Below are 21,997 nucleotides of genomic sequence, written 5' to 3'. Positions count from 1 at the left end.
AGGTATTTCCGCAGGGGCCGGAGAAATCGTTTTATTGTTTTGTCAACGAATCTTCCATCTTTTGTTCCAGGCTGCGGACCGGTCCGGTTGCATTTTCGTTACAATAAATAAAGTTGGGCCGTAAATGCTCGGTTTTGTTTGAGAGGAAGAAAGCAGGTGATAGAAGTTATGGATCAACAACGGATGTTTTCCCTGATCGCCAAAGAGATGGGGATTTTGACAGAACAGGTGCAAGCTGCTGTCCAATTGATGGAAGAAGGAAACACCATTCCTTTCATTGCCCGTTACCGCAAAGAGAAGACCCGGGAACTGGACGAAGAACAATTACGGCAGATTGAAGAAAGATATCATTATTTAACGCAACTTGCCACCCGCAAAGAAGAAGTGATCCGCCTCATTGACGAACAAGGAAAGTTGACCGAAGAGTTGCGGCAAAAAATTGAGCAGGCGACCAAGTTGCAGGAAGTGGAGGATTTGTATCTTCCCTATCGGCCGAAGCGAAAAACCAGAGCGTCCATTGCCCGTGAAAAAGGGCTGGAACCTCTGGCGCGCATCATGGCGGAGACGACCGATCCTTCTGCGATTGAAGAAGCCGCGCTTCAATTTATCAATGAGGAAAAGGAAATTGATTCAAAAGAAAAAGCGTTGCAGGGAGCGATGGACATTTTGGCGGAGGAATTGTCCGAGGATGCGGAGATCCGCAAATGGGTGCGCGAATTCACCTGGAAGACGGGCATTCTGGTTTCCGCCGCCAAAGATAAAGAAACCCGGTCTGTTTATGAAATGTATTATGATTATTCGGAGCCTGTACATAAGATGCCGTCCCACCGGATCTTGGCGGTAAACCGGGGAGAACGCGAAGAAATCCTCAAAATCAAGATCACCGTGGACGAAGAAAAAATTTATGAGCGGTTGGCCCGGTGGTTTTCCATTCCGGTCCATCCTTTTTTAGAATCGGTGATTCAAGACAGCTACAAGCGGCTGATTGCCCCGTCCATCGAGCGGGAAGTGCGTTCCCGGATGACGGAGGAAGCGGAAGAACACGCCATTCAGATTTTTTCCGAAAACCTGAGGCATTTATTGTTGCAGCCGCCGGTCCGCGGAAAAACGGTATTGGGGATCGATCCGGCTTACCGTACCGGTTGCAAATGGGCGGTGGTGGATGAAACGGGAAAAATGCTCGAAGTCGGCGTGATCTACCCGACCAAGCCCCAGGAAAAGGTGGAAGAAGCCAAAGCCACGGTGTTGGCGCTGATTGACCGGTATCCGATTGAAGTCATTACCATTGGAAACGGAACGGCATCCCGCGAAACGGAGGCTTTTGTCGCCCAAGTGATTCAAGAAGCACCGCGCCCGGTTTATTATGTGATTGTCAATGAAGCGGGAGCAAGTGTTTACTCGGCATCCAAATTGGCCAAAGAAGAGTTTCCGGATTTGGATGCCGCCCGGCGCAGCGCGGTCTCCATTGCCCGCCGCTTTCAAGATCCCTTGGCGGAATTGGTGAAAATCGACCCGAAATCGGTGGGCGTGGGACAATACCAACATGATGTTTCGCAAAAAGAGTTGAGCCGCAGTTTGGCCAATGTGGTGGAATCGGTCGTGAACTATGTGGGGGTGGATGTCAACACCGCTTCCCCGTCACTTTTGCAATATGTATCCGGGATCAGTACGTCGGTTGCCAAAAATATTGTGAAACAAAGAGAAGAAAAAGGCCGTTTCATGGATCGCGCCGAGTTGAAAGACGTTCCCCGCCTGGGGGTCAAAACATATGAGCAATGCATCGGGTTTTTACGCATTCATGACGGGAGCAACCCGCTGGATCAAACCCCGATTCACCCCGAGTCTTACCATATTGCAGAAGGTCTTTTGAACCTGTCGGGATTAAAGCCGGAACAAATCGGTACCGATGAATGCAAAGAAATGTTAAAAAAAGTGGATGTCGAAAAAACGGCCGCTGAGTTAGGCTGCGGGGTTCCCACATTAAAGGATATCATTGAAGCTTTGTTGCGTCCGGGTCGGGATCCCCGCGATGAAATGCCGAAACCGCTTCTCCGTTCGGATGTGTTGAAGCTGGAAGACCTCAGTCCCGGCATGCATTTGAAAGGAACGGTCCGGAACGTTGTGGACTTTGGCGCCTTTGTGGATATCGGGCTGAAAAATGACGGTTTGGTTCATATCTCGAGAATGAGTGAAAAGTATGTGAAAAACCCGATGGATGTCGTCACGGTCGGTGACATTGTGGACGTGTGGGTGGCCGAAGTGGATATTGAACGGGAAAGAGTCGGATTGAGCATGGTTCCCTTAAGCTGAAAAAAGTGCCCGGTTGCGGGCGCTTTTTTTAAAAATCAGGCTTGTGGCGAATCAAGCCGGATTTTTCCTTGCTTGTGGTATTCAAACCAACATTGGTTTAAAAAAATAATTTGCCGGCGGTCTTTGTTGAAAAAAGCTTGCATGAGTTGCTTGATCAGCCACTTAGGCATTGTTTCCGGTCCCCCTAAAAAAACTTTTATTTATACATATGTAAAAATGAGGTCGATGTGCTCCGCTTCCCGGACGGATTTTGTAAGATAAAAAGTGTGAATATTGGTTCGAAGAAAGGAAGAGGATGATGGATCAATCGTGGAAAATCGGTTTTATCGGTTTGGGGATCATGGGACGGTCAATGGCTTATAACCTTTACCGCGCAGGGTTTGACGTTACGGTGTGGAACCGGACGGAGTCCAAAGTGAAAGAAGCTGAAAAATGGGGGGCAAAAACCGCTTCTTCTCCCAAAGAGCTGGCCAAAACCTGCCATTTGGTGATCACCATGGTCGGGGACACCGATGACGTGCGGCAAGTGGCGGAAGGGGAAAACGGATTGATTCACGGGGCCCGGCCGGGGACTTATTGGATCGATATGAGCACCATCTCTCCCGATGCCACCCGGGACTTTGCCGAACGGGCCAAAAAGAAAGGCATCATCATGATGGATGCCCCCGTCAGCGGCGGGGACACCGGGGCGAAAAACGGGACGTTATCGATCATGGTTGGCGGAGAAAAAGAAGATGTAAAGCGGGTGATGCCGGTTTTTCAAGCGATGGGGTCTTCCATCACCCATTGCGGGCCCGTGGGTGCCGGGCAAACCGTCAAAGCCTGCAACCAGATTTTGTGCGGATTGAACTTGCTGGCCATGGTTGAAGCGTTTGCGTTTGCCAAAAAGTCCGGGGTGGATTTGGAAAAAATGTTGGAGGTGACGACCCGGGGGGCCGCTGGATCCTGGGCTTTGTCCAATTACGGTCCCCGGTTGATCAAAGGGGATCTCTCGCCCGGATTCACGGTCCGGTTCCAGCAAAAAGATTTGCGGATTGTTTTGGAGGAAGCGGAAAAAATGGCATTGCCCCTTCCGGGGACGGCCGTGGTTCAACAACTTCTCCGTTCGGTCCAAGCCTATGGAGGAAATGAGGACGGGACCCAATCATTGATCCGGGTGATGGAAAAGCTGGGGAATGTCGAGATAGTGGATAAAAAATAAGGAGCGGCATCCATCCGCTCCTTTTTTAAATGCCCACATAACGGGCGACCACCGCTTTGGCCGTCTGAATGTCCGTGGTTCCTTGCACCAAGATGCGCCCGTCCGGAAAGATGGCCAATTCGTGCCCGTCTTCAGACAGATCTGCTTTTAACAAAAAGGGATTTCTGTTGGTCTTTCCCACTTTTTGCAGCCGGCTTTCCAGAATGTCCAGATCCAGAGGTTGGGAAAGCGTGATTTGCACCGACTGTCTTCCGCACATGGATACTTCTTGCGGGTCTTTGCGGGCCGGATGAAGGAAATCCCATTGTTTGCGGCCGCATGCCGGGCAGTCTTCGTCTTTTTGATGGCTGACATCCAAGGATTGAAAATGGTTGGACCACAAGTCGATATGGCGCAGGTGCGTTTCACAAGCCTCTTCATTTCCGGTCAACAGTTTGATCGCTTCCGCCCCTTGAAAAGCGGTAATCACTTGCACGGCCGGACCGATGACGCCAGCGGTGTCACAAGTTTCCGCGGCTCCCGGAGCAGGCGTTTCCGGAAAGATGCAACGCAAGCAAGGCGTTTTTCCCGGCCGGATCGTAAAGGACATTCCCCGGGAACCGACGACGCCTCCGTAGATCCAGGGGATTTGATGTTTGATGCTCAAGTCATTGATGAGATAACGCACTTGAAAGTTATCCGTTCCGTCCAAAATCAGGTCCACATCGGACAACAATTCTTCCGCATTGCGCCAGGTCAGATCGGCGATGTGCGCTTCCAGTTCGAGATCGGAACGGATGGCTTGCAATTTGTTTTTGGCAGCGATCACCTTCGGCAAATGTTGCCGGGCATCGGTTTCGTCATAAAGCATTTGCCGTTGTAAATTGCTCGCTTCGACAAAATCCCTGTCGATCAGGCGCAAGAATTTGACGCCGGCCCGGGCCATGTGGTTGGAAAGGGCGGTGCCGAGCGCCCCCATTCCCACGACGGCCACACGGGCTTGGGACAATTTTTTTTGTCCTTCTTCACCGATCGGGGCAAAAAGAATTTGTCTGGAGTATCGTTGCTGGTCCACTTTCCTGATGTTCCTCCTTTGATTTTCGCATATCCTTATTTTCTCACAGAAGGATGAAACTGAGAATGGAGAGTTTGGGTGCATCAATGTTTAGAGAAAAGGAAACAGTGAAAAAGAGAGGAGGTGATCAGGTGGAGCAGGAAAAAAGAAAATACTATGTATCGCTTGAGTTCGGAACGCACACGGGCGAAATACAGGCACAAAAAGATGAAAACAGCCCTGTTTTCCAATATGAGATTGAAGCCACCCCGCAAGAGGTTGAGCAGTTGGAAAAGTTATTTGCCGAGGCCCAGGAAACGGAGTTGCAGTTTTTCGCCAAAGCCCATGTTCCGTTTTTGGATAATGAAGCGGCGGAAAATGCGGAAGAAGACAGAGAAATCAACAGGATCTACCAAATGATTTACCAATTGGGAACCGAAAAGACCCGGGAGCAATTGCGGGAAATCGGGGTGATCCGGTAAATCCTGACGGGAAAGAACGGGATCCTTGCTTTCTTTGCCGGGGGAGCCGGCTTGATTTTATGGGGGATTGGAAATATACTAATTTTTTGATAAAGATCAAGATGAGGGGGATTTCCGTGGAACAAACCCGTTTTCCCGGTATGAATGAAACCACTGCGGTACAAATTCAACAACGGTTGATGCAACGTGTGTTTTCCTGGATGTTTGCCGGTTTGTCCATGACCGCGATTATCGCGATGGCTTTGTACAGCAATCCGGATGTGCCGTTCTTTTTGGCTTCCACTCCCGGAGTTTTCTGGGGGATTTTGATTGCCGAATTAATTGTGGTGTTCGGATTGTCTGCGCTTCTTCACAAGCTGACTCCGTTTATGGCCACCTTCGCTTTCTTTCTCTATGCCGCTTTAAACGGGGTTACCTTCACATTGATCCTGGCGCAGTTTGGTTTGGCCCTGGTCGGGACGGCATTTCTCATTGCGGCCGGGATGTTTGGTTTGTTTGCGTTCATCGGTTATGTGACCAAAATCAATTTGACCAAAATCGGTTCTATTGCCATTATGGCGGCGATCGGCCTCGTTTTGGCGTCACTGGTCAATTTGTTCTTCCTGAAAAGCTCCGTTGTGGAACTGGTGATTTCTTATCTCTTGGTTTTGGTCTTTTGTATTGTCACGGCTTATGACATTCAAAACATCAAAAGAATGAGCGAAAGGGCATATGATGAAAAAACGGCAACCAAATTGGCCATTTTCGGCGCGCTGATGTTGTACCTTGATTTTATCATCATCTTTAAAAACCTTTTGTCGATCTTAAGCAGTGATGACTGATGGCAACAAAGGCCCTCTTGCGAAAGCGGGAGGGCTGTAAAATAAAAATTATTTTTTTAAAAAAACTCTTGACGAAAGATGTGGAGCGTGGTAATTTATTAATTGTCACTGATGAGGACGAAAGAAAAATAAAAAAATCTCTTGCCATTTGGCTGGGGATTTGATATAATACAATCCGTCTCTTGTTGATGATCCTCAGTAGCTCAATGGTAGAGCGCCCGGCTGTTAACCGGTAGGTTGCAGGTTCGAGTCCTGCCTGAGGAGCCACGCGGAGAGATACTCAAGTGGCTGAAGAGGACGGTTTGCTAAACCGTTAGGGGGTCTTACTGGCCCCGCGAGGGTTCGAATCCCTCTCTCTCCGCCATTCACGTGGCCCGTTGGTGAAGCGGTTTAACACACCAGCCTTTCACGCTGGCATGCAGGGGTTCGAATCCCCTACGGGTCACCAAAACGGACGCTTAGCTCAGCTGGGAGAGCATCTGCCTTACAAGCAGAGGGTCGGCGGTTCGATCCCGTCAGCGTCCACCATTTCCATATGATGATGCGGAGCTGTGGTGTAGAGGCCTAACATGCCTGCCTGTCACGCAGGAGATCGCGGGTTCGAATCCCGTCAGCTCCGCCAATTTTATGCGTGGCGGCCGTGGCGAAGTGGTTAACGCACCGGATTGTGGCTCCGGCATTCGTGGGTTCGATTCCCACCGGTCGCCCCATTGATGGGGAATAGCCAAGCGGTAAGGCAACGGACTTTGACTCCGTGATGCGCAGGTTCGAATCCTGCTTCCCCAGCCATTTCAAATTTGAGCCATTAGCTCAGTTGGTAGAGCACCTGACTTTTAATCAGGGTGTCGAAGGTTCGAGTCCTTCATGGCTCACCACAGTGTTTGGCCTCCTTGGTGGGGTTTTCACTGAGGAGGCTTTCATGATGAATGGACATGCGATAAAAAATAAATTTTCTATTGACTTTATCCCGAAAGCATGTTATTCTGTTTTTTGTCGATATGAGAGCTGACAGTGCGTAATAGCAGTCATGCGGGTGTGGCGGAATTGGCAGACGCACTAGATTTAGGTTCTAGCGCCTTCGGGCGTGGGGGTTCAACTCCCTCCACCCGCACCAAACGTCAACCGGGCGGTCGTGGTGGAATTGGCAGACACGCTATCTTGAGGGGGTAGTGGCCCTTTGGCCGTGCGAGTTCGAGTCTCGCCGACCGCACCAAGCAAAGAATTCTTATATCGGGGTGTGGCTCAGCTTGGCAGAGCGCCTCGTTCGGGACGAGGAGGTCGCAGGTTCAAATCCTGTCACCCCGACCATTTTTATATTTGCGGGTGTAGTTCAGTGGTAGAACATCGGCCTTCCAAGCCGAATGCGAGGGTTCGATTCCCTTCACCCGCTCCAAAATAGAGATGAGAAACACGGATCGCGGTGACTGCTGCGATCCTTATTTTTTTACCGTCAAAGGAGAGATTCAAGGTGCAAGACGAATTTGCGCTCATTCGGTCTTGGTTGAGCCGGCGTCCGACTCCCGACAGGCACATCGAAGTGGATATCGGGGATGATGCGGCGGTTGTCCAACCTCTTTCCGGAAATTCCATGGTCTTGACTTGTGATACGATGGTGGAAACCGTTCATTTTCGCAGGGATACCCTTTCATTTAAGGAAATCGGGCGCAAACTGCTTGCCGTCAATGCAAGTGACATCAATGCGATGGGCGGGGTGCCGGTTTATGCCCTGATCAGTGCATCGGTTCCGGATGGATGGCAGGAAGACGAATTGCTCCAAATTTACGAGGGATTGTATGCGTATGCAGAAGAAATCAAAGTGGCCCTGATCGGCGGGGACACGACCCGTACCGACGGACCTTTGACCCTCACGTTGACCTTGACGGGGGAAGTGGAGAAAGGGCGTGCGCTCCGGCGTTCGGCGGCAAAACCGGGGGATATTTTGTTTGTCACGGGCACTTTGGGGGATTCTGCGGCAGGATTGGATTTGTTGTTGAAGAACCGGGCAGCTTCTGACGGGGAGAAGCTGTTGATTGAGGCGCACCGTCGCCCTGATCCCCCGCTGCAAATCGGACCTTGGCTCTCGGATTCTCCTTTTTACAGCCGCGTGTCCCTGAATGACATCAGTGACGGGCTGGCGCGGGAAGCTTGGGAAATTGCCGAAGCCAGCGGCGTCAAGATTGTGATTGAAGAAGACAAAATCCCTTTGTCCCCGGCTTTGCTCTCTTATGCGGAAAGTTCCGGGCAAGATCCGTATCAGTGGGTATGGAGCGGAGGAGAGGATTTTCAATTGTTGGGAACCGTTCCGTTCCAGCACTGGGAGGCTTTTGAATGGGAGGCAAAGAGAAGAAATTGGAAAATCGCTGCCATCGGACAGGTGGAATCCGGGGAACCCGGTGTTGAAAAAATAGTGGATAAACAAAGGTTGAAAGTGGAGAAATCCGGTTACAATCATTTTGCAAACAGGTGATATTTGTGGAAAAAGAATGCACGGTTGACACGTTCAGCGAAGAAGAGACGAAGGCATTGGCCCGAACCATTGCACGGTATTTGAAACCCGGGGATGTCATTGCGCTGGAGGGGGATTTGGGAGCCGGCAAAACGACACTTGCCCAAGGGATTGCCAAAGCGCTGGGGATTTCGGGACCGGTGGACAGCCCGACCTTTACCATTATCAAAGAATATGAAGGAACGCTTCCCCTTTATCACATGGATGTGTACCGCATTGATTCCCCGGAAGAAGAGTTGGGATTGGAAGAGTATTTTTACGGGGACGGGGTTTGTCTGGTGGAATGGGCATCCCATGTAAAGCCGCTCCTGCCGGATTCCACGTTGTGGATGTTTTTGACGGTAAAGCCGGACCGGAGGAGCATCCGGATTCGATCCAAAGATTCGCGTTGGAATTCATTGATGAAGGAGTTGGCAGCCCGATGAAATTAATCGCCATGGATACCTCCACGCTGGTGATGGGTGTGGCCGTGATGGATCTGGAAAACCAAAAAATTTTGGGAGAGACGGTGACCAATTTACACAAGAACCATTCGGTCCGCTTAATGCCCACCATTGAGCAGCTGTTAAACGACCTGGATCTCGCCGTGGATGATCTCACCCATTTGGCGGTGACACGGGGACCGGGTTCTTACACCGGCATTCGCATCGGAGTGACCACCGCCAAGGCCATGTCCTGGGCAAGACAAATTCCGCTTTACAGTGCGTCCAGCTTGGCGGTGTTGGCGTTAAACGGTGCCCGTTTTGACGGATGGGTGGTTCCCATGTTTGATGCGCGTCGGCGCAGGGTTTATACCGGGGCATTTCGGATGGACAACCATGAAATCCGTGAAAAATTGCCCCAGCAAGTGATTACCTTGAATGCTTGGTTACAACAATTGAAAGAATCCGGCGAACCGGTTTTGTTTTTGGGGGATGACGTGGTTCGCTTTGAAGAAGAAATCCGGTCCACGCTCGGCAAACAGGCATGTTTCGGCACCCCGCAGGAGAACATTCCCCGCCCGGCATCGTTGGCCTGGTTGGCTTATCAAAAATGGAGCCGGCAAGAACAACCGGAACCACCGGATTTCTCCCCGGAGTATTTGCAGATGACCGAAGCCGAGGCCAATTGGTTAAAAAAACAACGGAAGGAAGGGGAGAATGGCTAAACAATCGCTGGGTCCGGTGGCTTTTCGTCCGATGGAAATCATGGATTTGCCGCAGATTGAATTGGTGGAGAAAAGCTCATTTCCCACCCCTTGGCCGCGCAAGGCGTTTTATAATGAGTTGATGTTTAACCAGTTTGCTTACTACACCGTTGCCACGTACGATGAGAAAGTGATCGGCTACTGCGGGTTCTGGCTGATTTTGGATGAGGCGCACATTACCAACATCGCCATTCACCCGGATTACCGGGGCAGAGGGATTGGTGAAGCGACGTTGAGTTATGTGATGGATTTGGCGAAAAAATTGGGTGCGGAAAAAATGACCTTGGAAGTGCGGGTATCCAATGAAGTGGCCAAAAAAATGTATGAGAAACTGGGATTTGTCCGCTCGGGAATTCGAAAAGGCTATTATACTGACAATAAAGAAGATGCGATGATTATGTGGGTGACATTAAATGAACGAGAACAGAAGGACCATCATTCTGGGAATTGAGACAAGTTGTGATGAAACATCCGCCGCCGTCGTGGAAAACGGAACCATTGTGTTATCCAATGTGATTTCATCACAGATGGACATCCACCGCAAATTTGGCGGCGTGGTGCCGGAAGTGGCTTCCAGACGCCATGTGGAACGGATCACGTTGATTATTGAAAAAGCTTTGCATGATGCCAAGGTCAGCATGGAGGAAGTGGACGGGATTGCCGTGACCCAGGGCCCGGGGTTGGTCGGGGCGCTGTTGATCGGGGTGGCTGCAGCCAAAGCGTTATCGTTTGCCACCGGAAAACCGTTGATCCCGGTGCACCATATTGCAGGGCACATTTATGCCAATCACCTGGTGCAACCGCTCTCCTTCCCGTTGGTCGCACTGGTGGTCTCCGGCGGACATACGGAATTGATCTACATGGAAGAACACAATCGGTTTCAGCTTTTGGGAAAAACAAGGGATGACGCCGCCGGGGAAGCGTTTGACAAAGTGGCGCGGTTGATGAATCTCCCTTATCCGGGAGGGCCGCACATCGACCGTCTGGCGGCAATGGGAACGCCTGAATATGATCTGCCGCGGGCCTGGCTGGAACCGGATTCTTTGGATTTCAGCTTTAGCGGGTTGAAATCGGCTGTCATGAATTTGGTGAACAACGCCAAGCAACGAGGGGAAGAAATCAATGAAGCCAATTTGGCGGCCAGCTTCCAGGAAGCGGTGCTCGAGGTGTTGATTGAAAAGGCGATGCGGGCGGTTCATCAAACCGGAGCGAAACATTTGTTGCTCGCCGGCGGGGTTTCGGCCAACAAAGGCTTGCGGAAACGTTTGCAGGAGCGGGCCGGACAAGAAGGCATCCGGTTTCAAATGCCTCCGTTGGAACTTTGTACGGATAATGCGGCCATGATTGCTGCGGCGGGAACCTATCAGCTGATGGACGGGAAAACGGCCGGTTTAACCTTAAATGCCGATGCCAACCTCCCGCTGATTGGGGAAAACTAAATATAGACAAAAAGAAGACTGACCAATGTCCGACGACATTGGTTTTTTTATTTTAAAGATAAGGATAAGAATAATCAGATTTTAGGTAAAATTATGTTAAAATTAAAATAAATTACGAAGTCAGATGAAGACTGGTCAGGGAGGGGGAACATGATCCGGTTTCGATGCTTGGGAGAACAAGCCCTGATTGTTGAACTGGGGGATCGGATTGATCCGGCCGTTCACCGGAAGGTGCTGGCTTTTTGCAAATGGCTTGAGCAACAAAAGATCAACGGGGTGGTGGAATGGGTTCCTTCGTATACAGGGGTGACCATTCATTTTGATCCATTTTTATTATCCTCTTTTGAACTTCAATCAAAGTTGGCGGATTTTTCCGCCGAATCCGCGGGCGACGGGCAAGATCGGGTGCGGATGATCGGAATCCCGGTTTGTTATGGAGGGGAATTTGGCCCCGATTTGGAGGAACTGGCCCGCTTCTGTCGGATGGATGCCAAAGAGGTGATCCGGATTCATGCCGGCGGAACTTACCTTGTCTATATGATCGGATTTGTTCCGGGGTTCGCTTATTTGGGAGGGATGTCTTCCCGGATCGCGATGCCGAGGCGGGATTCGCCCCGCCCGAAAATTCCGGCCGGTTCCGTCGGGATTGCCGGCGAACAAACCGGCGTTTATCCACTGGAGGTGCCGGGCGGTTGGAGGATCATCGGCAGGACGCCGCTGCCTTTGTTTCTCCCGGATCAATCTCCTCCATCGTTATTGCGCGCCGGGGACCTGGTGCAATTTGTCCCCATTGACGAGCCAGTGTACCACGCCATCAAAGAGAAATGCAATCATGGGGAAATTCCCGTTGAAATTCGTTATGTCAAAGGAGGGAAGGGAAGTGAATCGTCAAGCATCCGTTGACTTAAATTGTGATCTGGGGGAAAGTTTCGGGCATTACCGTCTGGGAAACGATGAAGAAATCATGAAGTGGATTACTTCCTGCAACGTGGCCTGCGGTTATCACGCCGGAGATCCGGAAACCATGTATCACAGCGTCAAACTGGCCAAACAATACGGCGTGTCCCTGGGGGCGCATCCGGGATTTCCCGATTTGATGGGATTCGGGCGGCGTGAGTTGAAGATGTCGGCAGACGAGGTGTACCATATGGTGATTTATCAGGTGGGGGCATTAAAAGCATTTGCCGATGTGGAAGGGGTTCGGGTGAGACATGTGAAACCCCACGGAGCGTTGTACAATCTTGCCACCGTCCAACCCGAACTGGCCCGGGCGATTGCCGAAGCCGTCCGCGATTTGGACAAGCAGTTGATCTTGTTTGCACTGTCCGGAAGCGAACTGGTCAAAGCCGGACGACGGGCCGGATTGACAGTGGCCGAAGAAGGATTTGCCGACCGCACTTACCAGCCGGACGGATCGTTAACCCCCCGCCGCCATCCGAAAGCCGTGATCCATGACATCCGTTCAGCCGCCCGGCAAGTGATTTCCATGGTGAAAGACGGAATGGTGACCACGGTCGAAGGAACCGCTGTTCCGTTAAGAGCGGATACAATCTGTGTGCACGGCGACCATCCGGGGGCGGTTTTTTTCGTATCCCGTTTGCGCAAACAATTGGAGGACGAGGGGATTGTGCTTCGTCCGGCAGGGGAACGTTTGGATGATTGAAGTGGTGGATCCGGGACTCTTGACCACGGTGCAAGACGGGGGAAGAACGGGTTACCAGGCATGGGGCGTGACGGTCGGTGGGGCCGTGGACCGTTTTTCGTTAAACACCGGAAATTTGTTGGTCGGAAATCATCCCGATGCCCCCGGCATTGAGATGAACCTGATCGGAGCGGTTTTCCGTGCGCATGAAACATTGGCGGCCACCCTGACCGGGGCGGATTTTTCGGCCAAGCTGGACGGGAAGGACATGCCGCTTGGAACCGTCTTTTTGTGGCCGGAAGGAAGTCTGCTCTCCCTGAAAGGAAAACCGGATGGTGCCCGCTGTTATCTCACCGTGTCCGGAGGAATTGATGTGCCCGAAGTGTTAAAGAGTGCGTCCACGGATCTCATCGCCGGAATCGGCGGAACCGGCGGACGGGCTCTTAAAAAAGGGGACAAGCTGAAAGTGGGGGAAAAGAGGATGGATCCTTCGGTTTTAAAGGGGCGAAGGCTTTCGCCGGTGTGGTTCCGAAAGAAAAAAAAGAAAGAACCGGAAAAAGTCCGGGTGGTTTTCGGTCCGCATGATGATGCCTTCACCCAAAAAGGAAAAGAACGGTTTACTTCCGCCACATTCCAATGTTCTCACCGGATGAACCGCATGGGCCTTCAATGTTTGGGTGAGCCGGTGGAACACAAAAACGGAGCGGATATCATATCCGCCGGGGTCACGTTTGGATCCATTCAAGTTCCGGCGGACGGACAGCCCTTTATTCTGTTGGCCGATCGCCAGACGACCGGCGGTTACACACAAATTGCGACGGTGATTCGTGCGGATTTCACGAAGATCGCCCAGTTTATGCCGGGCGACCGGATCCGTTTTTGCCCCGTGTCCCTTGGGGAAGCGAGGGAAGCGTTGGTGGAACAAGTCCGCTTTTTAAAACAATTAAGCGCCCATAACCAAAAATGAGGCTGCCATCTTTTTCAGATGGCAGCCGCAACCGTTGTTTGACTAAGATTCATCCGCCAAGTCCGCCCATTCATTGGTGGTTTCCTCCAATTTTTCTTCCAGCTTTGCCAGTTCCTGTTGCAAAGGCGCACTGGCGGACGGATCGTTATAAATTTCTGGATCGCACAACTTGGCGTGAATCTCTTCAATTTTTGATTCCAGTTGTTCGATTTCTTGTTCCAGCCGTTCCAACTTCTGCCGGCGTTGTTTTTGTTTGCGTTGCTTTTCTTTTTCCCGCTTCCGGTAGGCATCTGCTTCAGTCCGCGAAGGGGCGGATGAAGTGCCCTGCGCGGGAGGGGCGGTTTTGTCTTCAAATTGCTCCAATGCCTTTTTCTCCAAGTACCAATCATAATTCCCCTGATAATCCCGTATGCCGTCGGGGGTCAATTCCCAGATGCGGGTGGCCAGGCGCCGGATGAAATACCGGTCGTGCGAAATGAACAGCAGGGTTCCCGGAAATTCTTCCAAGGCTTGCTCCAACCGTTCTTTGCTGGGCATATCCAAATGGTTGGTCGGTTCATCCATCAGCAAAAAATTTGCCTGGTTTAACATGCGTTTACATAAGGAAAGGCGCGCTTTTTCCCCGCCGCTCAAACTGCTCACCTTTTTAAAAACATGGTCCCCGTAAAACAGAAACTGCCCGAGTGCTGAACGGATGGTGGTCTGATCCAGGCGTGGGTGATCATTCCACAATTCGTCAATCACTGAAAGATCCGGATTCAACTCTTGTTGTTCCTGGTCATAATAGTCCATTTCCACTTGCGTTCCCCACTTCCACGTCCCGCTGAGCGGAGGAAGCTTGCCGGCGATGGTTTTTAACAATGTTGATTTTCCCAGCCCGTTCGGACCGATCAGTGCAATGTGTTCTCCCCGTTCGATGCGGAAGTCGAGGTTTTGGATGAGCGGCTTTTCGTATCCGATGGTTAAATTTTTGACTTCCAAAATCTCTTTGCCGCTTCGGACGGCCGGTTCAAACCGGATGGCCGCTTTGCGCGGGCGCGGGGATGGCGGTTCGATGCGTTCCATTTTTTCCAGCGCTTTGCGGCGGCTTTGTGCCCGCTTGGTGGTGGAAGCCCGGGCGATGTTTCGCTCGATGAATTCTTCCATCCTTTTGATTTCGGCTTGTTGCTTTTCATATAGTTTTTGTTGTTGTTCCCATCTCGCTTCTTTCTGTTTCACATAGGAAGAATAATTCCCCACATACCGGGTGATCTGATGGTGTTCCAGTTCATAGATGATGGTGACCAGACGGTCGAGAAAATACCGGTCGTGGGAAACCAAAAGCAAAGCCCCCGGGTAATTGGCGAGCATTTGCTCCAACCAGGACATCGCGTCCATGTCCAGATAGTTGGTCGGCTCATCCAGGATGAGTAAATCCGGTTCTTCCAAAAGCAATTTGGCCAGCGCCACCCGGGTTTTTTGCCCTCCGCTCAAGGATTGGACCGGTGTCGCTTTCCAGTCAATGCCGCCCATTCCCAATCCGGTTAAAGCTCTCCGGATTTTGGCTTCATAAGCATATCCGCCTTTTTCTTCGAATGCGGATTGCAATGAGGAATATTTTTCCAACGTCTTTTCATAGATGTCCGGCCGGGTGTATACTTCTTCTTTGCCCATTTCCGTTTCCAACAGGCGGAGCTGCTTTTCCATCCCGATCAGTTCTTGAAACGGGAGCAAAAGTTCATCCCAGACCGTTTTTTCAGACTGAAGTCCGCTGTTTTGCGCCAAATAGCCGACTCTGGCTTTTTTGGAAAGATGGATTTCGCCTTCATCGGGAAGCAGTTCCCGGATCAAAATTCTTAAAAGCGTGGATTTGCCGGCGCCGTTCGGGCCGATGAGTCCGATATGTTCACCTTCATTGATTTTCAGGTCCACATTTTGAAAAATGATGTTTCCTCCAAATGTTTTTTCTATGTTTTTCGCTTGTAACAGCATTCGGTCCACCTCGCTCATGTCCAGTGTAATCGAGTCTTTGCCGCAGGGCAAATTATTCATGGCGGCCCTTATCTCCGGTGGATTATTGAAAAAAGAAAGGTTATAATGTAAGAATCAATCACTGTTTTTTCATTGCCTTGAAGGAATGAATAACATGAAAAATAAAAAGGAACTGCGCCGGCATTTGCTTGAAGTCCGCAGCCGTCTTTCTTCTGCATATAAGAAAGAATGTTCTGATATTATCTGCCGGAAGGTGACGGGCCATCCGGCTTACAAGCAGGCAAAGACGGTGATGTTTTATATGCCGGTTCGTGGTGAAGCGGATGTTTTGCCTGCCCTGAAAGAAGCGCTTTCATCCGGCAAACGGGTGATTTTGCCAAAAACCGAAAAAGAAAAGAAGTCCATCCGTTGCTTCCGGATTCGGGGATTGAAGGATTTGACCGAAGGAGCCTACGGCATTTTGGAACCGGACGCATCCCTTTGTCAGGAGATTGTCGTTCAGAAAGTGGAATTGGTGATCGTACCGGGCGTCGGCTTCGATGTTTCAGGGTTTCGCCTGGGATACGGCGGCGGATATTATGACCGGTTTTTATCCCGGCACCCCGGAGCGGTCCGTATGGGCGTCGCTTATGATGAACAAATTGTAAATGATGTGAAGGCAGAACCTCATGATTGCAGGATGGACTGGTTGGTTTCCCCACGGAAAATATTGGAATTCACCCGGTTAAAAATTAAGTGAACCACCCGAATTTACAAGTTTTATGGTATGATGTTTTTTGCAAAACTTTTGTGCGTTGATTCACATTTATGGAGGTGTATGTTGGCACGATGCCTGAAAATAAAATACCGCAGGTGACGGCAAAGCGGTTGCCTTTATATTACCGTTATTTGGAGAAATTGCATGCGATCGGGAAACAACGCGTTTCTTCAGCGGATTTGAGCGATGCATTGCATATAGATCCGGCGACGATTCGCCGCGATTTTTCTTACCTGGGTGAGCTCGGGAAAAAAGGTTACGGTTATAATGTTACTTATCTGCTTCAATTTTTACGGGATTTCTTGAAACAAGACGAGGTCACCAATGTGGTGTTGGTTGGAGTGGGAAATCTCGGAACGGCATTATTGAGATATAATTTTTATCGCAGCCACAATACCAAGATCGTTGCCGGTTTTGACCAGGATCCGAACAAAGTGGGAAAAGATGTGGATGGCATTCCGGTCTATTCCATGGATCGCCTGGCGGAAGTGACCCAGTTGCACAATGTGGAAGTGGCGATTTTGACTGTTCCGCTGAATGCGGCTCAATCCACGGCTGATTTTTTGGTCAAGAACGGGATCCGGGGGATTTTAAACTTCACGCCGGCCCGTTTGACGGCGCCACCTTATGTGCGTATTCACAATATCGATTTGACGATCGAACTGCAGACATTGATTTACTTCCTCAAAAACTTTCCGGAAGGGAACCCGGGGGACAGCGAAGAAGAGTCTTTGACGACGGAAAAATGATTGCCACAGATGATTGTAAGGGAGCATTGGATCATGAGCGATGAACAACAGCCGATCACAGAGCATTTAGGGGAGCTTCGACGCCGTATTATATGGAGTCTGGTCTTTTTTTTCGTCGCCTTAATCGGAAGCTTTTTTTATTCGCAGGATGTGTTCTTGTTCATTAAGCAGGACTTGTTTTCCGATTACAAAATCGTCATCTTGAATCCGGTTGATCCGATTCGTATTTATATGCAAATATCGGTCATTATAGCCTTGGTGATCAGTTCGCCTTTCTGGATGTATCACCTTTGGCGCTTTGTCCGCCCGGGTCTTCACCCGAATGAACAAAGGGCCGCGTTGATTTATATTCCGGTCTCATTGGGATTGTTTTTAACGGGCGTTGCTTTCGGGTATTTTGTCATTTTTCCTTATATCCTTGATTTTTTGGTGTTGCTTGGCGGACAGATGGGGTTGCAGGAAAACTTCAGCGTACAATATGCTTTCAGTTTTTTGTTCGGAGTGATCCTGCCGCTCGCGCTGTTTTTTGAATTGCCGGTGATCACTTTGTTTTTGACGCGCATCCGCTTGGTGACGCCGGATTTGTTGCGCAAAGTGCGGCGTTATGCATACCTGGGGCTGGTGATCGTCGCGGCTTTGATCACGCCACCCGAGCCGATCGCCAACATCCTCGTCTCCATTCCGCTGATCTTGTTATATGAAGTAAGTATTTCCATTTCAACGATTTTGTCACGGCGCATGGAGCGCCAAGATGCTGAGTGGGAAAAAGAAAATCAATGATTGGCGAAAAACTCCCGTCCTCTGACGGGAGTTTTTGCGTTACATAGGTTGATATGGATTGGGGAACAATTCCTGATGGAAGGAGGAGTACCATGAGTTCATGTTCAAAAGACCGTTTCCCAAAGGTGTATTTTTTCGCCTTTGTCTTGATGACGCTGTTGGCCATACCATCGGTCAGGCAGTGTGTCTCCCAATTTTTTGAAGACCGGTTGCTCTCTTTGTTCAAAGGCGGAAAGCGCCAGGATGGCGGTTCTTCCGGCCATTCGTCATCGGGCGGCCCGGAAGATGATTTTAAAATCCGTCTTGATTTAAACCAGTCAATATGAGATGTTTATTTATTATAAGGAGCATTTCACAAACAAAAAAGCAGACCGGGATTTGGAAAGCGATTCGGGGTGGGAATCGCTTTCATTTTTGCCTGAACGGGATTTTTGATAGTTTTTTTGGCTCCCCACTTGAAAAATGAAGGCGAGAGGAATATTATATTTAATGGATGTTAGCACTCGGCTTTGATGAGTGCTAACAATATGACAAATTCATCCACTGAACAAAGGAGGGTTTCGCAATGATCAAACCTTTGGGTGATCGTGTTGTCTTGGAAGCAGTAGAAAAAGAAGAAAAAACAGCCAGCGGCATCGTTTTGCCGGACACCGCCAAAGAAAAACCGCAAGAAGGACGCATTGTTGCGGTTGGAAGCGGCCGCTTGGATGACAATGGAAACCGGATCGCATTGGAAGTCAAAGAAGGAGACCATGTGATCTTCTCCAAATATGCCGGAACCGAAGTAAAATACGGCGACAAAGAATACCTCATCTTGCGTGAAAGTGATATCCTCGCAATCGTTGACTGATCTCAGTCATTGAGATATAAAAATTTCACTTACATATGGAAAGGGGACGGTGAGTCATGGCAAAAGAAATTCAATTCAGCGAAGAAGCCCGTCGTGCAATGCTGCGCGGAGTGGACGCACTGGCGAATGCGGTAAAAGTAACCCTCGGACCGAAAGGCCGCAACGTGGTGTTGGAAAGAAAATTCGGTTCTCCTTTGATTACAAATGACGGTGTAACCATTGCAAAAGAAATCGAATTGGAAGATCCTTTTGAAAACATGGGTGCACAGTTGGTGAAAGAAGTAGCAACCAAAACCAACGACGTTGCCGGAGACGGTACCACCACAGCCACCGTTTTGGCACAAGCCATCATCCGTGAAGGATTGAAAAACGTAGCTGCCGGTGCAAACCCGATGATTCTCCGCAAAGGGATCGAAAAAGCGGTTAAAAAAGCCGTTGAACAAATTCATGAAATTGCAAAACCGATCGAAGGAAAAGACTCCATTGCCCAAGTTGCAGCCATTTCTGCTAACGATGAAGAAATCGGTAAATTGATTGCCGAAGCCATGGAAAAAGTGGGTAAAGACGGCGTCATCACCGTGGAAGAGTCCAAAGGATTCGCCACCGAACTCGAAGTGGTGGAAGGGATGCAATTCGACCGCGGTTACATTTCTCCTTACATGGTAACCGACACCGACAAAATGGAAGCTGTTTTGGATGAGCCGTACATCCTCATCACCGACAAAAAAATCAGCAGCATCCAAGAAATCCTGCCGATCCTGGAAAAAGTGGTACAACAAGGCAAACAATTGTTAATCATTGCCGAAGACATGGAAGGGGAAGCATTGGCCACCCTCGTTGTGAACAAATTGCGTGGAACGTTCACCGCTGTGGCTGTAAAAGCTCCCGGATTTGGTGACCGCCGCAAAGCAATGCTCGATGACATTGCCATCTTGACCGGTGGGCAACGCATTTCCGAAGAATTGGGTCTCGACCTGAAATCCGTCGGACTCGAAGTGCTCGGCCGTGCCCGCCAAGTACGCGTCAACAAAGACGACACCATCATCGTTGACGGTTACGGTGAACCCAGTGCCATCCAATCCCGTGTAAACCAAATCCGTCAACAACTCGAAGAAACCACTTCCGAGTTTGACAAAGAAAAACTGCAAGAACGTCTGGCCAAACTGGCTGGCGGTGTGGCCGTCATCAAAGTCGGTGCTGCAACCGAAACCGAACTCAAAGAGAAAAAATTGCGCATTGAAGACGCGCTCAACTCCACCCGTGCCGCTGTGGAAGAAGGAATTGTTGCCGGTGGGGGAACCGCGCTTGTTAATGTGATCAATGTTGTGGGAGATCTGGAAAGCTCTTTGCCGATTGGCGACGAAAAAACCGGTGTTTCCATCATCAAACGTGCACTGGAAGAGCCGGTACGCCAAATCGCTTTCAACGCCGGATTGGAAGGTTCCGTCATCGTGGAACGTCTGAAAAAAGAAGAAGCCGGAGTCGGATTCAACGCTGCAAGCGGCGAATGGGTCGACATGATCCAAGCTGGTGTTGTGGATCCGGCGAAAGTAACCCGTTCCGCACTGCAAAATGCAGCATCCGTTGCTGCCATGTTCCTCACCACGGAAGCCGTTGTGGCTGACAAACCGGAAGAACAAAAAGACAGCGGTTCTCCGGACATGGGAGGAATGGGCGGAATGGGCGGCATGATGTAATCAAGCCCTGAAGCCCGTTGATCTGAAAAAGAGGCCTCCATTCATTGAATGGAAGGCCTCTTTTTCTATCCGTTTTTTGATATGAATAGTTTAACCGATGAATAAAGTCGACAAGAAATATCTGGTGTGTATAACGGAATATCTTTGTTTATATGAGTATTTTATATTGACAACGTTTTCATTTTGCGATTAACTTAATTTAAAGAATAAACAAAGTTTGAAGTTTTTTTCCATCGCAGATCATGAAAGGAGAAGAGGTAGATGAGCTTTTTCCCTAATATTGAAAAAATCCGGTATGAGGGTCCGGGGTCATCCAATCCTTTTGCATTCAAGCACTACAATCCGGAGGAAAAAGTCGGCGGCAAAACCATGGAAGAGATCTTGCGGTTCAGTGTGGCTTATTGGCATACCTTTACCGAAGATTTATCCGATCCGTTCGGGAGCGGAACGGCGCTCAGGCCATGGGACCGGTATCAGGGGCTGGATTTGGCCAAAGCGAGGGTGGAAGCGGCCTTTGAATTTTTTGAAAAACTGGGGGTTCCTTATTTCTGCTTCCATGATGTGGATATCGCGCCGGAAGGAAGCAATTTAAGAGAGACCAATCGAAATCTGGATATCATTGTGTCGATGATTAAGGATTACATGAAAGACAGCAAGGTTAAATTGCTGTGGAACACCGTGAACAACTTTACGCACCCGCGTTTCGTGCACGGGGCGGCCTCTTCCAACCAGGCGGATGTGTTTGCCTATGCAGCAGCCAAAGTGAAAAAAGGGTTGGAAATTGCCAAAGAGCTGGAAGCGGAAAATTATGTGTTTTGGGGCGGGCGCGAAGGATATGAAACGCTTTTGAATACCGACATGAAGCTGGAGTTGGACAATTTGGCCCGTTTCTTCCGCATGGCGGTGGATTATGCCAAAGAAATCGGCTTTGAAGGGCAGTTGTTGCTGGAGCCGAAACCCAAAGAGCCGACCTCGCACCAATATGATTTTGATGCGGCCAGTTGCTATGCGTTTTTGCAACATTATGACCTTCAAGATGATTTCAAATTAAATATCGAAGCCAACCATGCCACCCTTGCCGGCCACACCTTTGAACATGAACTGCGCTATGCACGGATTCACGGCTTGCTGGGGTCTGTGGATGCCAACCAGGGGCATCCTCTGTTGGGTTGGGATACCGATGAATTTCCGTCGGATTTGTATGCAACAACCCTGGCCATGTATGAAATTCTGAAAAATGGTGGCTTGAAGCCGGGCGGATTGAACTTTGACGCCAAAGTGCGCCGTGGTTCGTTCGAACCGGATGATTTATTCCTGGCCCATATCGTCGGAATGGACAGCTTTGCCGTGGGGCTCAAAGTGGCACAAAAATTGATTGATGATCAAGTGCTGGATGGATGGATCGAAAAACGGTACGCGAGTTATCGGGATGGAATCGGAAAAGAGATTGTCGAAGGGAAAGTCGATTTCCACAAATTGGAGGAATATGCGCTGGGCTTAAACGAAATCCGGAATGAATCCGGGCGGCTGGAACAGATCAAAGCCACTATCAACCAATACTTGTTAAATATTGTTGCCCAAAGGTAAAGCAGGAGGTTTCTTCCGG

Annotated in this window: 23 protein-coding genes and 12 tRNA genes; 32 read left to right on the top strand and 3 right to left on the bottom strand. The window is 49.9% G+C overall.

The features are described 5' to 3' along the window. Nucleotides 1-168 precede the first annotated feature (168 nt). Nucleotides 169-2,310: a Tex family protein gene (locus NYE37_RS13420; protein WP_198051101.1), complete on the top strand. Its 2,142-nt coding sequence runs from the start codon at nucleotides 169-171 to the stop codon at nucleotides 2,308-2,310. Between the two features lie 35 nt (nucleotides 2,311-2,345). On the opposite strand, the gene cmpA is transcribed toward NYE37_RS13420, so the two are convergent. Further along, nucleotides 2,346-2,480: a cortex morphogenetic protein CmpA gene (gene cmpA, locus NYE37_RS13415; protein ID WP_121874494.1), complete on the bottom strand. Its 135-nt coding sequence runs from the start codon at nucleotides 2,478-2,480 to the stop codon at nucleotides 2,346-2,348. Nucleotides 2,481-2,608: 128 nt separating this feature from the next. On the opposite strand from cmpA, the gene NYE37_RS13410 reads away from it, so the two are divergent. Further along, the gene (locus NYE37_RS13410) at nucleotides 2,609-3,511 is read left to right on the top strand and encodes an NAD(P)-dependent oxidoreductase (RefSeq protein ID WP_037998135.1); all 903 of its coding nucleotides are present in this window, start codon (nucleotides 2,609-2,611) and stop codon (nucleotides 3,509-3,511) included. A 25-nt stretch (nucleotides 3,512-3,536) separates the two neighbouring features. On the opposite strand, the gene NYE37_RS13405 is transcribed toward NYE37_RS13410, so the two are convergent. Continuing rightward, nucleotides 3,537-4,565, bottom strand: a complete 1,029-nt coding sequence (locus NYE37_RS13405) for a ThiF family adenylyltransferase (protein ID WP_240790236.1) — start codon at nucleotides 4,563-4,565, stop codon at nucleotides 3,537-3,539. Nucleotides 4,566-4,696: 131 nt separating this feature from the next. Between NYE37_RS13405 and NYE37_RS13400 the strand changes: the two genes are divergently transcribed. From NYE37_RS13400 to NYE37_RS13290, 23 genes are all read left to right on the top strand, one after another. Next, on the top strand, nucleotides 4,697-5,026 hold the full coding sequence (locus tag NYE37_RS13400) for a hypothetical protein (protein ID WP_037998138.1): 330 nt from the start codon (nucleotides 4,697-4,699) through the stop codon (nucleotides 5,024-5,026). Between the two features lie 116 nt (nucleotides 5,027-5,142). Next, entirely contained in the window at nucleotides 5,143-5,847 is a 705-nt protein-coding gene (locus tag NYE37_RS13395) for a Bax inhibitor-1/YccA family protein (protein WP_231564650.1), read from the top strand. Continuing rightward, the gene (locus NYE37_RS13390) at nucleotides 5,847-6,011 is read left to right on the top strand and encodes a hypothetical protein (protein ID WP_156097777.1); all 165 of its coding nucleotides are present in this window, start codon (nucleotides 5,847-5,849) and stop codon (nucleotides 6,009-6,011) included. Before NYE37_RS13395 ends, NYE37_RS13390 begins: the two co-directional genes overlap by 1 nt. A 28-nt stretch (nucleotides 6,012-6,039) precedes the next feature. Then, a tRNA-Asn gene (locus tag NYE37_RS13385) sits at nucleotides 6,040-6,114 on the top strand. Nucleotides 6,115-6,117: 3 nt separating this feature from the next. After that, nucleotides 6,118-6,211: transfer RNA gene (locus tag NYE37_RS13380), tRNA-Ser, on the top strand. A 7-nt stretch (nucleotides 6,212-6,218) separates the two neighbouring features. Beyond that, a tRNA-Glu gene (locus tag NYE37_RS13375) sits at nucleotides 6,219-6,295 on the top strand. A 4-nt stretch (nucleotides 6,296-6,299) separates the two neighbouring features. Further along, nucleotides 6,300-6,375 (top strand) — tRNA-Val (locus NYE37_RS13370). A gap of 17 nt (nucleotides 6,376-6,392) precedes the next feature. After that, nucleotides 6,393-6,469: transfer RNA gene (locus tag NYE37_RS13365), tRNA-Asp, on the top strand. A gap of 12 nt (nucleotides 6,470-6,481) precedes the next feature. Beyond that, nucleotides 6,482-6,557, top strand: a tRNA-His gene (locus NYE37_RS13360). Between the two features lie 4 nt (nucleotides 6,558-6,561). Next, nucleotides 6,562-6,636: transfer RNA gene (locus tag NYE37_RS13355), tRNA-Gln, on the top strand. A gap of 10 nt (nucleotides 6,637-6,646) precedes the next feature. Beyond that, a tRNA-Lys gene (locus tag NYE37_RS13350) sits at nucleotides 6,647-6,722 on the top strand. 154 nt (nucleotides 6,723-6,876) lie between these two features. Continuing rightward, a tRNA-Leu gene (locus tag NYE37_RS13345) sits at nucleotides 6,877-6,961 on the top strand. Between the two features lie 12 nt (nucleotides 6,962-6,973). Then, nucleotides 6,974-7,060, top strand: a tRNA-Leu gene (locus NYE37_RS13340). Nucleotides 7,061-7,078: 18 nt separating this feature from the next. Continuing rightward, nucleotides 7,079-7,155, top strand: a tRNA-Pro gene (locus NYE37_RS13335). Between the two features lie 11 nt (nucleotides 7,156-7,166). Beyond that, nucleotides 7,167-7,240: transfer RNA gene (locus NYE37_RS13330), tRNA-Gly, on the top strand. A 75-nt stretch (nucleotides 7,241-7,315) separates the two neighbouring features. Next, the gene (gene thiL / locus NYE37_RS13325) at nucleotides 7,316-8,314 is read left to right on the top strand and encodes a thiamine-phosphate kinase (protein WP_037998141.1); all 999 of its coding nucleotides are present in this window, start codon (nucleotides 7,316-7,318) and stop codon (nucleotides 8,312-8,314) included. 5 nt (nucleotides 8,315-8,319) lie between these two features. After that, nucleotides 8,320-8,778 (top strand): tRNA (adenosine(37)-N6)-threonylcarbamoyltransferase complex ATPase subunit type 1 TsaE, encoded by a 459-nt coding sequence (gene tsaE / locus NYE37_RS13320; RefSeq protein ID WP_037998151.1) that lies wholly within the window; start codon nucleotides 8,320-8,322, stop codon nucleotides 8,776-8,778. Beyond that, nucleotides 8,775-9,500 (top strand): tRNA (adenosine(37)-N6)-threonylcarbamoyltransferase complex dimerization subunit type 1 TsaB, encoded by a 726-nt coding sequence (gene tsaB / locus NYE37_RS13315; protein ID WP_131470881.1) that lies wholly within the window; start codon nucleotides 8,775-8,777, stop codon nucleotides 9,498-9,500. Before tsaE ends, tsaB begins: the two co-directional genes overlap by 4 nt. Beyond that, nucleotides 9,493-9,990 carry a ribosomal protein S18-alanine N-acetyltransferase gene (gene rimI / locus NYE37_RS13310; RefSeq protein WP_037998146.1) on the top strand — a complete coding sequence of 166 codons (498 nt, stop codon included), beginning with the start codon at nucleotides 9,493-9,495 and terminating at the stop codon, nucleotides 9,988-9,990. Before tsaB ends, rimI begins: the two co-directional genes overlap by 8 nt. After that, nucleotides 9,953-10,978: a tRNA (adenosine(37)-N6)-threonylcarbamoyltransferase complex transferase subunit TsaD gene (tsaD, locus tag NYE37_RS13305; RefSeq protein ID WP_340712081.1), complete on the top strand. Its 1,026-nt coding sequence runs from the start codon at nucleotides 9,953-9,955 to the stop codon at nucleotides 10,976-10,978. Before rimI ends, tsaD begins: the two co-directional genes overlap by 38 nt. A 150-nt stretch (nucleotides 10,979-11,128) precedes the next feature. Next, nucleotides 11,129-11,881, top strand: a complete 753-nt coding sequence (gene pxpB, locus NYE37_RS13300) for a 5-oxoprolinase subunit PxpB (protein ID WP_069201568.1) — start codon at nucleotides 11,129-11,131, stop codon at nucleotides 11,879-11,881. Continuing rightward, entirely contained in the window at nucleotides 11,838-12,641 is an 804-nt protein-coding gene (locus NYE37_RS13295) for a LamB/YcsF family protein (RefSeq protein ID WP_052186916.1), read from the top strand. The genes pxpB and NYE37_RS13295 overlap by 44 nt, the downstream gene beginning before the upstream one ends. Next, nucleotides 12,634-13,587, top strand: coding sequence for a 5-oxoprolinase subunit C family protein (locus NYE37_RS13290; RefSeq protein ID WP_340712080.1), 954 nt, complete (start codon nucleotides 12,634-12,636; stop codon nucleotides 13,585-13,587). Before NYE37_RS13295 ends, NYE37_RS13290 begins: the two co-directional genes overlap by 8 nt. 42 nt (nucleotides 13,588-13,629) lie before the next feature. On the opposite strand, the gene NYE37_RS13285 is transcribed toward NYE37_RS13290, so the two are convergent. After that, a complete protein-coding gene (locus tag NYE37_RS13285) occupies nucleotides 13,630-15,618 on the bottom strand; it encodes an ABC-F family ATP-binding cassette domain-containing protein (protein WP_231564652.1) in 1,989 nt (662 codons plus the stop codon). A 94-nt stretch (nucleotides 15,619-15,712) separates the two neighbouring features. Between NYE37_RS13285 and NYE37_RS13280 the strand changes: the two genes are divergently transcribed. The 7 genes from NYE37_RS13280 (at nucleotide 15,713) to xylA (ending at nucleotide 21,978) form a co-directional block, all read left to right on the top strand. Beyond that, nucleotides 15,713-16,297, top strand: coding sequence for a 5-formyltetrahydrofolate cyclo-ligase (locus NYE37_RS13280; RefSeq protein WP_037998281.1), 585 nt, complete (start codon nucleotides 15,713-15,715; stop codon nucleotides 16,295-16,297). Between the two features lie 89 nt (nucleotides 16,298-16,386). Continuing rightward, nucleotides 16,387-17,064, top strand: coding sequence for a redox-sensing transcriptional repressor Rex (locus NYE37_RS13275; RefSeq protein WP_052186911.1), 678 nt, complete (start codon nucleotides 16,387-16,389; stop codon nucleotides 17,062-17,064). 33 nt (nucleotides 17,065-17,097) lie between these two features. Next, the gene (gene tatC, locus NYE37_RS13270; RefSeq protein ID WP_037998282.1) at nucleotides 17,098-17,844 is read left to right on the top strand and encodes a twin-arginine translocase subunit TatC; all 747 of its coding nucleotides are present in this window, start codon (nucleotides 17,098-17,100) and stop codon (nucleotides 17,842-17,844) included. A 92-nt stretch (nucleotides 17,845-17,936) separates the two neighbouring features. Then, nucleotides 17,937-18,170, top strand: a complete 234-nt coding sequence (locus NYE37_RS13265) for a hypothetical protein (protein WP_037998284.1) — start codon at nucleotides 17,937-17,939, stop codon at nucleotides 18,168-18,170. A gap of 239 nt (nucleotides 18,171-18,409) precedes the next feature. After that, nucleotides 18,410-18,694: a co-chaperone GroES gene (gene groES, locus NYE37_RS13260; protein WP_037998287.1), complete on the top strand. Its 285-nt coding sequence runs from the start codon at nucleotides 18,410-18,412 to the stop codon at nucleotides 18,692-18,694. A gap of 56 nt (nucleotides 18,695-18,750) precedes the next feature. Further along, entirely contained in the window at nucleotides 18,751-20,391 is a 1,641-nt protein-coding gene (groL, locus tag NYE37_RS13255) for a chaperonin GroEL (protein WP_121874493.1), read from the top strand. 261 nt (nucleotides 20,392-20,652) lie between these two features. Continuing rightward, nucleotides 20,653-21,978 (top strand): xylose isomerase, encoded by a 1,326-nt coding sequence (gene xylA, locus NYE37_RS13250; RefSeq protein WP_037998292.1) that lies wholly within the window; start codon nucleotides 20,653-20,655, stop codon nucleotides 21,976-21,978. Nucleotides 21,979-21,997 lie beyond the last annotated feature (19 nt).

It is taken from the genome of Thermoactinomyces sp. FSL K6-2592, from assembly GCF_038006465.1.
Classification (GTDB): Bacteria; Bacillota; Bacilli; order Thermoactinomycetales; family Thermoactinomycetaceae; genus Thermoactinomyces; species Thermoactinomyces vulgaris.
Note: the sequence above shows the minus strand (reverse complement) of the source record. Positions and strands in the feature narration are given on the sequence as shown.

Bases quoted from the DNA above. Each gene is read 5' to 3' on its own strand.
- groES (WP_037998287.1), top strand. From the start codon at position 18,410: ATGATCAAACCTTTGGGTGATCGTGTTGTCTTGGAAGCAGTAGAAAAA.
- tsaB (WP_131470881.1), top strand. From the start codon at position 8,775: ATGAAATTAATCGCCATGGATACCTCCACGCTGGTGATGGGTGTGGCC.
- rimI (WP_037998146.1), top strand. From the start codon at position 9,493: ATGGCTAAACAATCGCTGGGTCCGGTGGCTTTTCGTCCGATGGAAATC.
- xylA (WP_037998292.1), top strand. From the start codon at position 20,653: ATGAGCTTTTTCCCTAATATTGAAAAAATCCGGTATGAGGGTCCGGGG.
- groL (WP_121874493.1), top strand. From the start codon at position 18,751: ATGGCAAAAGAAATTCAATTCAGCGAAGAAGCCCGTCGTGCAATGCTG.
- NYE37_RS13285 (WP_231564652.1), bottom strand. From the start codon at position 15,618: ATGAATAATTTGCCCTGCGGCAAAGACTCGATTACACTGGACATGAGC.
- tsaD (WP_340712081.1), top strand. From the start codon at position 9,953: ATGAACGAGAACAGAAGGACCATCATTCTGGGAATTGAGACAAGTTGT.
- NYE37_RS13410 (WP_037998135.1), top strand. From the start codon at position 2,609: ATGGATCAATCGTGGAAAATCGGTTTTATCGGTTTGGGGATCATGGGA.
- NYE37_RS13295 (WP_052186916.1), top strand. From the start codon at position 11,838: ATGTCAAAGGAGGGAAGGGAAGTGAATCGTCAAGCATCCGTTGACTTA.
- cmpA (WP_121874494.1), bottom strand. From the start codon at position 2,480: ATGCCTAAGTGGCTGATCAAGCAACTCATGCAAGCTTTTTTCAACAAA.
- tatC (WP_037998282.1), top strand. From the start codon at position 17,098: ATGAGCGATGAACAACAGCCGATCACAGAGCATTTAGGGGAGCTTCGA.
- NYE37_RS13275 (WP_052186911.1), top strand. From the start codon at position 16,387: ATGCCTGAAAATAAAATACCGCAGGTGACGGCAAAGCGGTTGCCTTTA.
- NYE37_RS13290 (WP_340712080.1), top strand. From the start codon at position 12,634: ATGATTGAAGTGGTGGATCCGGGACTCTTGACCACGGTGCAAGACGGG.
- pxpB (WP_069201568.1), top strand. From the start codon at position 11,129: ATGATCCGGTTTCGATGCTTGGGAGAACAAGCCCTGATTGTTGAACTG.
- NYE37_RS13390 (WP_156097777.1), top strand. From the start codon at position 5,847: ATGGCAACAAAGGCCCTCTTGCGAAAGCGGGAGGGCTGTAAAATAAAA.
- NYE37_RS13420 (WP_198051101.1), top strand. From the start codon at position 169: ATGGATCAACAACGGATGTTTTCCCTGATCGCCAAAGAGATGGGGATT.
- NYE37_RS13280 (WP_037998281.1), top strand. From the start codon at position 15,713: ATGAAAAATAAAAAGGAACTGCGCCGGCATTTGCTTGAAGTCCGCAGC.
- NYE37_RS13265 (WP_037998284.1), top strand. From the start codon at position 17,937: ATGAGTTCATGTTCAAAAGACCGTTTCCCAAAGGTGTATTTTTTCGCC.